Here is a 7,879-nt window from a genome sequence, read left to right as displayed (position 1 = left end):
TCTGACGTTCAGTGCAGCCGTCTTCTGAAAACGACATGTCGCACAAGTCCTGATTTTTGCGACAAAATCGCCGGCGCTGATTTTGCAGGGAAAAATCTGTCGCAAAAATCAGGTGCGAAAGTCAAACTTGTGCGACTGACTTTCGCGACACGTCGCGGCCCGGATTCCGCGCCGCTGCGGACGTGGTGCAGGTTTCAGGATTTGCGCGACATAAGGGGCGCGAAGGAATTTAATTCTGGATCACCAGATCAAAAGACCTTGGCGGGCAGACGCGCTCGAAATAGTAGCTTTCAACATCGTCCCAAACAGCGTGCCACGCGGCTAAAAAGCCCTCCGCGCCCTGTTCGCGCGCAGCAGTCCGTTCATGCCGCACTTTGGTCGGCACATCCACGATCACGGCGAGGTCGATCAAATCCCGAAGGAACGGAGATGCGGAATAAGCTCCTTCGAGCAGAATCGTGGGCGCTGGCGCGACTTCGGTAAATTCGTTCTTGAGGCTGTAAGTGCCATCCGGGCCTAGTCCCTGCATGAAGTCGAAAGCTCGCCACTGTGCAGGTTCCCCCTTGCGTAGAGGCTCTATTGCCTCGCGAACGCGGTCCCACTCAAAAACGCGATTCAACCGCTCCGCCACGGTTTTGTGAGGCCACTCGGATTCGGGAACCTGCGTTTGATAGAAATCATCGAGCGTAACCAAGGCTATGTCGGTCAGCTTCGCCAACCTTGCCGCAATCGTTGACTTACCGGAGCCGCTTCCCCCGTCAAGCGCCACGACAACAGGACGTGCGAGTTCGGCGCGGAGGGCTTCTATTCTCTCAAGTATGTGGAGTTCAGGCGACTTCATTGTTCAACCAATTTCGATGATGCTGCGTTGTCGCAAAAATTCCAAAACCCGCGACAGCTTTCTTGTCGCATAATAGGGATTTCCGCGACGGTTTGCACGAGGTAGATTCCGGGCATGTCGCCCACGAGGAAGCCCCTGCCCTTGCTTATCGGATATGCCCGCGTCTCGACCGACGGCCAGACTCTCGACCAGCAGCGCGCGGCGCTGAAAGCGGCCGGCTGCAAGCGCGTGTTCGAGGAAAAGGCATCCGGCGCGCAGCGCGGCCGCCGCGAGCTGGCGAAGATGCTGGACCATTTGCAGCCCGGGAACGTGGTGACGGTGACGCGGCTTGATCGCCTCGCCCGATCGACGCGCGATCTTCTCGACATTGCTGAGCGGATCGGCCACGCCGAGGCCGGCTTGCGTTCGCTGGCCGAGCCGTGGGCCGACACGACGACGCCGGCCGGGCGCATGGTGCTGACTTTCTTCGCCGGCGTTGCCGAGTTCGAGCGCAGCTTGATCCATGAGCGCACGAGCGCCGGCCGCGCGGCGGCGAAGGCGAAGGGCGTTCGGTTCGGCCGCCCCCCTGCCCTGTCGGCCGAGCAGATCGCACACGCCCGCCAGCTCATCAGCGAGGACAAGAAGCCGGCCGAGGTTGCCCGGCTCTTGGGTGTGCATCGCTCTACCCTCTACCGGGCCATAGAACGCATTGACGTGGATACGCATTGACGCAACTACGTTTAGTCGCCCGGCCCTAGAAGTAGTGCCTTTCTCGCCCCCTTACGCAAAGGGTTGCAGAATCGGGCGATTTCGTCTCTTCATGTAGACATGGCGAGTCGCACCCGAGAACAAGTTAAGCTGGAAAGTGTCCGAAACCTGCGCGCCCGTTGGCGCGCGGAGGGCCGGATTCTTGTGCAGGCCGATCTGCCCGGCGAGCTGGTCGCGGCGATTGACCGCCTGAAGGACGACGCGGGCTTGCGAGGGCGCGCGCCGATCATCGAGGAAGCGTTGAGGTTCTATATCGAAGCGAAGCAAGGGACATAACGGCAAAACGCCCGACCGTTGGCGCGGTCGAGCGTTTTATAGGCCGTCAGACACACCGTAGAGCCGGGGCCATCAAAGTCTCCCCTTATCTACGCTAGAGCACTCCAATTCGCAAGATTGATTCTTGCGGAAACGGGGAAAGCTGTGCCTGCCGTCCGCGCTGTCATGTCCTTCAAAAGGAAGGACGAGGGCATATGTTGAGGACGCACTACGCGGCCGCGATCGGCTGCGCGCGCGGGAACGCGCTTGATGAAATCATGCGGGAGGTTTGGACTCGATACGGCGCGGGCCAGCTCACCGACGACGAGGCCGGCGAGCTTACGACGCTCGCCCATGAGCGCCGGGCCGCCCTGCGGGGATCGGGACAGACCGCGCTAGGGTTGATCTTTCCGCCCCCTGCCCCACGCTGCCCGACACCAGTTCGCCGGCATAGCCATATCCGGGGACGATCGGAGGGCCGCATATGGCGGCCGACGACGCGCAAGGACGTGCAGGCGATCTTGAAGGCGGCCGAAATCTACAACGAGGCCGGCTTGCACGAGAAGGGCGAGCGCAGCGGGCCGCTAGGATCGGTGGCGCTGGACGTGCTGCGGCTGTTCGTCAATCTCATCGACTTCCGCACCGGCCGGCTTGAGCCGTCAATCACCACGATCATGGATCGGCTAGGCCGGTCGCGCGATACGATCGTGCGGGCGCTGAAGAATCTGCGGGCGCATGGCTTCATTGACTGGCTGCGGCGCTATGAGCCGACCGGGAACGAAGGGCGCGGCCCACAGGTGCAGCAGGCCAGCAACGCCTATCGCCTGTCCCTGCCGGAGAAGGCCCGGCAGTTCCTTGGACGGTTCGGCAAGGCTCCACCCCCGCCCGCCGATCATGGACAGGATCAGCGGGCTTGGAGCGAGGCAATCGACGCCTACAAGACCACCCTGCCCCTCGATGAGCGAACGCAGATCGACGCCGGCGATAGCCCGCTAGGACAGGCCCTTGTGCGCATGGCGAAAAACTTCATGAAACGTGAGTCCGATAACCAGACTGAATCCCCATCTGATCTTTATCTAAGAGGCAAAACATAAGCGGTCGCCGCTGTTCGGGCTGCTTACGCAGCCCTGCGGCGGTTCCGGCCCGCGTATAGGCGGGCCGGGAAACGGCACCCCCACTACCTAATCCGCACCGCTCGCGCCTGCGACCAGCGTCCTATGGCTTTCGAGAGGGAGTGAAGGGCAAGGTCGGCGCTTAATTATTTACGTTAATACGTATTGACGTGTAAACGTATTACCTTGATAGAAGGCGATGGCGGCGGCCGGGAAAACGTGCTAGAGTGTACACAATTCAACACACGGAGGCGATTCCATGACCGCCAGCACCACCATGACGATTCGGGTTAGGCCCGATGTGAAAGAAAAGCTCGACCGGATCGCGAACGACACGCAGCGAAGCAAATCCTTCCTCGCCGGCGAGGCCGTCGCCGCCTATGTCGATCGCGAGCTTGAAATCATCGACGGTATCAAGCGCGGCATGGCTGATGCAGCGGCCGGCCGAGTGATCCCCCATGCGCAGGCCGTCGCGGAAATGCGTGAGGTTATCGAGGAAGCGAAGCGCCGGAAAGCCGCGCGCGGATGAGGCCGGTTGTCTGGTCGATTGAGGCGCAGCGGGATAACCTCGAAATCCTGCGCTATATCGCAGAGGACAACCCATTCGCCGCCGAACGGGTCGTGGATGCGATCGAGGACGCCGGGAACAAGCTCGGCGAATTTGCGACCGGCCGGCCGGGGCGGGTGAGCGGAACCTATGAAAAGTCCCTCGCCCGTCATCCCTACATCATCGCCTATGAGCTGCGGGACGTGGGGGGCCGGGAAAGCGTCGTGATCGTGCGCGTCATCCACACGTCGCGCGACTGGCCGGCCGAGGAATGGCCGCACTAGCTTAAAGACGTAGTAACGTCCTTAGCTATATGCTTCAATACGTATTCACGCAAAGAAGGATTGACGCATGAACGTCATTGCGTTTTTGAGCCAGAAGGGCGGGAGCGGAAAAACCACGCTTTCGGTTCATACCGCCGTGGCGGCCGAGGCGACCGGCGAACGGGTTTGCGTCATCGACGCGGACCCACAGGAGAGCGCGACCGCATGGGCGAGCGCGCGGGAAGCCGGAACGCCGATCGTCGCCACGGCGCAGGCCGGGGAGCTGGACGCCGCGCTTAGGGCGGCCGAGGGCGAGGGCATGACCTTGGCCGTAGTGGACGCCCCGCCCCATGCCGCCCCGGCGGCCGGCCAGATCGCCCGAAGGTCGGAGCTGGTCTTGATTCCGGTCAGACCGTCCGCGTTTGACCTCGCTGCGGTCCCGGCCGCCGTCGAGATCGTGGCGGCCGCGAAAGTGCGCGGCGCGTTCGTCCTGTCTGCCTGCCCGTTCCGTGCGCCCGAGATCGGGGAGACGCGCGCGGCGCTGGAAGCCTACGGACTGCCGATCGTTCCCGGCGAGATTACCGACCGGCGCGCGTTCGCCCGCGCCGTCACGACTGGCAGCGCCGTGACGGAGTTCGAGGCCGAAGGGAAAGCAGCGGAGGAAATCCGGGCTTTGTGGGCGTGGATTAAAGGCACGTTAGAACGTAAATAGCTAAATACGTAAGCGCGTATTGAAGGAGCGAAACCTATGGCAAAGAAAGCAACCGGCCTCGCGGCCTTCACCCGCCCGAAGGCCGGCGCGGAGGCCACCAGCCTTGCAGCGATCGAGGACGATCGCCCGGCCGTGGAAATCCCGACGCCGAGGCGAAAGAGGGGAGGGGGCGAGACTGTCGCGCTTACGGTCAAGGTCCGGCGATCGGACTGGCAGCGCCTTCGCCAGCTCGCGGATGCAGAGGGAACGACAATTCAGGCGATGGCCGAGGCCGGGCTTTCGGCGGTTCTGGCACAGCACGGATTGCCGCCGATCGAGCCTTATGCACGTTGATACGTAAATAGCTAAATACGCTAATGCTTGCGCGCGTGGCCCGCCCCCCGGCCGTCCCTACGGCCCTAGATGATGAGAGCGGGCCGGCCGGGGGGCTATCGTCGCGGCCGTGGCGTTTCCCTGAATAGAGCTTGCACCAGGTCGGCGGGTGGATCGCGGCGCAAGCCGCGCCGGCCCGGAGGCGAACGCGCTCCCCAATAGCGCCGTAGAGAGCCGGAGGGCCGTTCGTAACAAAGTCCCGGCGCTATGCGCCGGGTCCGCTTCTTGTCACGTCAGGCAGCGTCATACAGCCCCCGGAACTCTGCATCGGCATAATAGGCGAGCTTGCCGGCGACGATCGGCCGTTGCCCGGCGAGGAACAGCAATTCGACATGCTGCGGCAGGTTGCGGACCTCATCGGGGGTCAGCAGCGGGCGGGCCGTGTGTTGCTCGCCGTAGGAGATGCCGGATTTATCGGAATCGAGCGCCCGGCTCATGGTCTGGAACACAACGGTTTCCTGCCCGAGCAGATCGGAGACAAGCCGGGCGCTGTCGTGATCGTTGACGCCGAACACCTGTAGGACGCCGGCATTTGACAGGAAGGTGCCGGCGCGTTGCCCGTAGGTGGCGCGGAGCTGGTGAACGTCTTGCAGGATCGGCCAGAGCTGGACGCCGTAGCCGGCCATGAGGCCCATTGCGCGCTCGACGGGGGCCAGATGGCCGAGGGCGGCGAACTCATCGAGCAGATAGAGGACCGGCACGGCCGGCTTGGCGGGATCGCGGGCCATGTCGGTGAGGCTTTGCGCGACGAGCAGGCGCAGCCAGCGGGAATAGGTGGCGAGCCGATCGGGCGGCAGGACGAGGAACACCGAGACGTTGCGGCGCTTGAGATCGGCAAAGCCGAAATCGGATCGGTCGAGGACGGCGACCATGCGCGGGCTGTCGAGGAAATGGGTATGGCGCTGCGCGGCCGAGAGGACGCCGGCCGCCTCGCGGTCGGATTTGCCGAGGTGGCGGTTTGCAGCGCGGGCGATCAGGCCGGAGGCGGCCGTTGATGCCTGCATGTCCTTCAGGAGCGCCGCGAAGGCTTCAGGGGCGAGGGTGAGATATTCGCGCAGGGTGGCGAGGTTCCGCCTGTCGCGCGGCGCGCTGGCGGCAATATGGGGTCAGAACAAGAGCTGCTCGAAATCGTACGCTAAGCTTGAACGGAGCGGGAACGCTTGATTGACCGCATTTCAAAAAGGGCATCTATGACCGGACATTCTGGAACCTGATCGCCGGTGCATTGCGCCGCCATATTCGACATGGCCCGCTCCAGACGCCGCAGATCGGCGATTTTCTGACGGATATCTTTCAAATGTTCGATGGTGAGCGCATGGACCTCCCGGCAGGTGTAGGTATGCCCATCGACCAGGCGAAGCAGGCCGCGCAGCTCGTCCAGGCTGAAGCCGAGTTCACGGCCGCGCCGCACGAAATGCAGCCGCCTTGCGTGTTCAGTTGTGTAGATACGATAACCCGCTGCGCTGCGGGCGGGCTTCGGCATGACGCCGATTTTCTCGTAATAGCGGATCGTCTCTATGTTGACGCCGCTGCGCTCGGACAGCACGCCGATCGAAAATTCATCATTCTGTGTCATCACATAGCTCGCACAAATCCGTGAAAATTTCTCGCTTGACCCTGTAGTCGCTACAGGCACTAGGGTCACGATAGATCAATTGCGGGAGCATGTGAACGATGATGCAGGATGAAACACGGACGCTGGCAAATACAGTCACAGAGCCAGCCGAAAAGGGTTTTGATCGGGCAGCATTGCTGTCGGTCGGCGGCATCGTTGCGGCACTGGGCGCAGCAACCTGTTGCGTGCTGCCCTTTGCCTTGTTCTTCGCTGGCATCAGCGGCGCGTGGATCGGCAATTTGACCGCGTTCGAACCCTACCAGCCTGTGTTTATCACGATCGCGCTCGCCTGCCTCGGCTACGGTTTCTATCTCGTCTATCGCAGGCCGAAGGCGGCTGAATGCGCCAAGGGTTCCTACTGCGCGCGTCCATCATCCCATCGGAACGCCAAGATCGGCCTTTGGGTCGCAACTGTCTTGATCATTATCGCCGTGGGCTTTCCCTACGCCGCCCGCCTTGTCCTCGATGCTTAATCCCAAGGAGAATCTCATGAAAATCCTGCCCCTCATTGCCCTTACTGCGTCCCTGCTGACGGGTGGTCACGCTTTTGCCGCCGAGCAGACCGTAACCTTGAATGTTGCCAATGCCACCTGCGAACTCTGCGGCCCGATTGTGAAGCGGGCGCTCAGCAACGTTCCAGGCGTGCTCGATGTTGATGTATCGGAGGCGACCGGCGCGGCGATCGCGAAGGTGCGCTTTGACGACAGCCAGACGAATGTCGCCGCGCTGATCACCGCAACCACCAATGCTGGCTATCCGTCCGGCGTTTCGCAGTAAGGAGGTTCAGCATGACAGATGGAAAGTTCATCGGCCTTGGCGAAGTCGGGTTTCTCGCCGTCATCTGTTGCGCCGCGCCATTTCTTTTGGTCGCCGCTGGCTCTTTTGGCTTTTCCGCATGGTTCGCAGCGGCCGGCTATGTGCTGATCCCGATCGCTCTCGCCGCGATTGGGGCGTCCGCACTTTATCTTTACCGGCGTCGGCGTTCCGCCTCATCAGCGGATGCCAATTGCTGCTCGATGAATAACAAGACAACAAAGGTGAATTGAATGTGTGAAGCTTGCGACGTTCCAACTTCCAACAAAGGCAACGGCCGTTATGATCTTGTGGTCGTCGGAGCTGGCTCGGCCGGTTTCTCCGCCGCGATCACGGCCGCCGAACTAGGCGCCCAAGTGGCTCTTGTCGGGCATGGCACGATCGGCGGTACATGCGTCAACATCGGCTGCGTGCCCTCGAAAGCCCTGATCCGGGCCACGGAGGCTGTACGTCACGCCAACGATGCGGCTGCCCGGTTTGATGGGATCGAAAGCGGCGCGCGCGTGGTTGATTGGGCCGCTCAGATCGCCCAGAAAGACGCTTTGGTTGCCGGTCTGCGACAGGCGAAATACGCTGATCTGCTGCCGGAGTACAACAATGTG

General features: G+C 62.2%; 13 protein-coding genes and 1 pseudogene. 11 read left to right on the top strand and 3 right to left on the bottom strand.

Translation table 11 applies throughout. From position 1 onward, the window contains the following. Positions 1 to 229 precede the first annotated feature (229 nt). Positions 230 to 841 carry an AAA family ATPase gene (locus tag P7F60_RS29965; RefSeq protein WP_020820347.1) on the bottom strand — a complete coding sequence of 204 codons (612 nt, stop codon included), beginning with the start codon at positions 839 to 841 and terminating at the stop codon, positions 230 to 232. A gap of 141 nt (positions 842 to 982) precedes the next feature. On the opposite strand from P7F60_RS29965, the gene P7F60_RS29960 reads away from it, so the two are divergent. From P7F60_RS29960 to P7F60_RS29930, 7 genes are all read left to right on the top strand, one after another. Continuing rightward, the gene (locus P7F60_RS29960; RefSeq protein ID WP_006473455.1) at positions 983 to 1,549 is read left to right on the top strand and encodes a recombinase family protein; all 567 of its coding nucleotides are present in this window, start codon (positions 983 to 985) and stop codon (positions 1,547 to 1,549) included. A 99-nt stretch (positions 1,550 to 1,648) separates the two neighbouring features. Continuing rightward, positions 1,649 to 1,864 (top strand): ribbon-helix-helix protein, CopG family, encoded by a 216-nt coding sequence (locus P7F60_RS29955; RefSeq protein ID WP_020817828.1) that lies wholly within the window; start codon positions 1,649 to 1,651, stop codon positions 1,862 to 1,864. 194 nt (positions 1,865 to 2,058) lie between these two features. Beyond that, complete coding sequence (locus tag P7F60_RS29950; RefSeq protein ID WP_020817827.1) at positions 2,059 to 2,937, top strand: helix-turn-helix domain-containing protein; 879 nt, start codon at positions 2,059 to 2,061, stop codon at positions 2,935 to 2,937. Positions 2,938 to 3,214: 277 nt separating this feature from the next. After that, positions 3,215 to 3,484: a CopG family ribbon-helix-helix protein gene (locus P7F60_RS29945; protein WP_006473479.1), complete on the top strand. Its 270-nt coding sequence runs from the start codon at positions 3,215 to 3,217 to the stop codon at positions 3,482 to 3,484. Then, positions 3,481 to 3,786, top strand: coding sequence for a type II toxin-antitoxin system RelE/ParE family toxin (locus tag P7F60_RS29940; RefSeq protein WP_006473480.1), 306 nt, complete (start codon positions 3,481 to 3,483; stop codon positions 3,784 to 3,786). The genes P7F60_RS29945 and P7F60_RS29940 overlap by 4 nt, the downstream gene beginning before the upstream one ends. A 67-nt stretch (positions 3,787 to 3,853) precedes the next feature. Further along, entirely contained in the window at positions 3,854 to 4,477 is a 624-nt protein-coding gene (gene parA / locus P7F60_RS29935) for a ParA family partition ATPase (RefSeq protein ID WP_021316632.1), read from the top strand. A 36-nt stretch (positions 4,478 to 4,513) separates the two neighbouring features. After that, the gene (locus P7F60_RS29930) at positions 4,514 to 4,810 is read left to right on the top strand and encodes a hypothetical protein (RefSeq protein ID WP_006473490.1); all 297 of its coding nucleotides are present in this window, start codon (positions 4,514 to 4,516) and stop codon (positions 4,808 to 4,810) included. A 272-nt stretch (positions 4,811 to 5,082) separates the two neighbouring features. On the opposite strand, the pseudogene P7F60_RS29925 reads toward P7F60_RS29930, so the two are convergent. Then, positions 5,083 to 5,925 (bottom strand): annotated as a pseudogene (locus P7F60_RS29925) (type IV secretory system conjugative DNA transfer family protein); the annotation flags it as partial. A 59-nt stretch (positions 5,926 to 5,984) separates the two neighbouring features. Further along, a complete protein-coding gene (locus tag P7F60_RS29920; protein ID WP_023517540.1) occupies positions 5,985 to 6,425 on the bottom strand; it encodes a helix-turn-helix domain-containing protein in 441 nt (146 codons plus the stop codon). A gap of 98 nt (positions 6,426 to 6,523) precedes the next feature. Between P7F60_RS29920 and P7F60_RS29915 the strand changes: the two genes are divergently transcribed. From P7F60_RS29915 to P7F60_RS29900, 4 genes are all read left to right on the top strand, one after another. Beyond that, complete coding sequence (locus P7F60_RS29915; RefSeq protein ID WP_277921147.1) at positions 6,524 to 6,937, top strand: mercuric transporter MerT family protein; 414 nt, start codon at positions 6,524 to 6,526, stop codon at positions 6,935 to 6,937. 16 nt (positions 6,938 to 6,953) lie between these two features. Then, complete coding sequence (locus tag P7F60_RS29910; RefSeq protein WP_010661778.1) at positions 6,954 to 7,241, top strand: cation transporter; 288 nt, start codon at positions 6,954 to 6,956, stop codon at positions 7,239 to 7,241. 11 nt (positions 7,242 to 7,252) lie between these two features. Further along, entirely contained in the window at positions 7,253 to 7,510 is a 258-nt protein-coding gene (locus tag P7F60_RS29905; protein ID WP_023517539.1) for a hypothetical protein, read from the top strand. Next, the coding region (locus P7F60_RS29900) for an FAD-dependent oxidoreductase (protein ID WP_277921146.1) at positions 7,511 to 7,879 on the top strand (369 nt) is incomplete at its 3' end.

Source organism: Rhizobium sp. YJ-22 (assembly GCF_029601685.1).
Lineage (GTDB): Bacteria > Pseudomonadota > Alphaproteobacteria > Rhizobiales > Rhizobiaceae > Metarhizobium.
This window is presented reverse-complemented; position numbering and strand designations above follow the sequence as displayed.

What these genes read in the sequence shown, in the direction of transcription:
- P7F60_RS29950 (WP_020817827.1), top strand. Translation starts at nt 2,059, where the DNA reads ATGTTGAGGACGCACTACGCGGCCGCGATCGGCTGCGCGCGCGGGAAC.
- P7F60_RS29940 (WP_006473480.1), top strand. Translation starts at nt 3,481, where the DNA reads ATGAGGCCGGTTGTCTGGTCGATTGAGGCGCAGCGGGATAACCTCGAA.
- P7F60_RS29905 (WP_023517539.1), top strand. Translation starts at nt 7,253, where the DNA reads ATGACAGATGGAAAGTTCATCGGCCTTGGCGAAGTCGGGTTTCTCGCC.
- P7F60_RS29915 (WP_277921147.1), top strand. Translation starts at nt 6,524, where the DNA reads ATGATGCAGGATGAAACACGGACGCTGGCAAATACAGTCACAGAGCCA.
- P7F60_RS29965 (WP_020820347.1), bottom strand. Translation starts at nt 841, where the DNA reads ATGAAGTCGCCTGAACTCCACATACTTGAGAGAATAGAAGCCCTCCGC.
- P7F60_RS29945 (WP_006473479.1), top strand. Translation starts at nt 3,215, where the DNA reads ATGACCGCCAGCACCACCATGACGATTCGGGTTAGGCCCGATGTGAAA.
- P7F60_RS29920 (WP_023517540.1), bottom strand. Translation starts at nt 6,425, where the DNA reads ATGACACAGAATGATGAATTTTCGATCGGCGTGCTGTCCGAGCGCAGC.
- P7F60_RS29930 (WP_006473490.1), top strand. Translation starts at nt 4,514, where the DNA reads ATGGCAAAGAAAGCAACCGGCCTCGCGGCCTTCACCCGCCCGAAGGCC.
- P7F60_RS29955 (WP_020817828.1), top strand. Translation starts at nt 1,649, where the DNA reads ATGGCGAGTCGCACCCGAGAACAAGTTAAGCTGGAAAGTGTCCGAAAC.
- parA (WP_021316632.1), top strand. Translation starts at nt 3,854, where the DNA reads ATGAACGTCATTGCGTTTTTGAGCCAGAAGGGCGGGAGCGGAAAAACC.
- P7F60_RS29910 (WP_010661778.1), top strand. Translation starts at nt 6,954, where the DNA reads ATGAAAATCCTGCCCCTCATTGCCCTTACTGCGTCCCTGCTGACGGGT.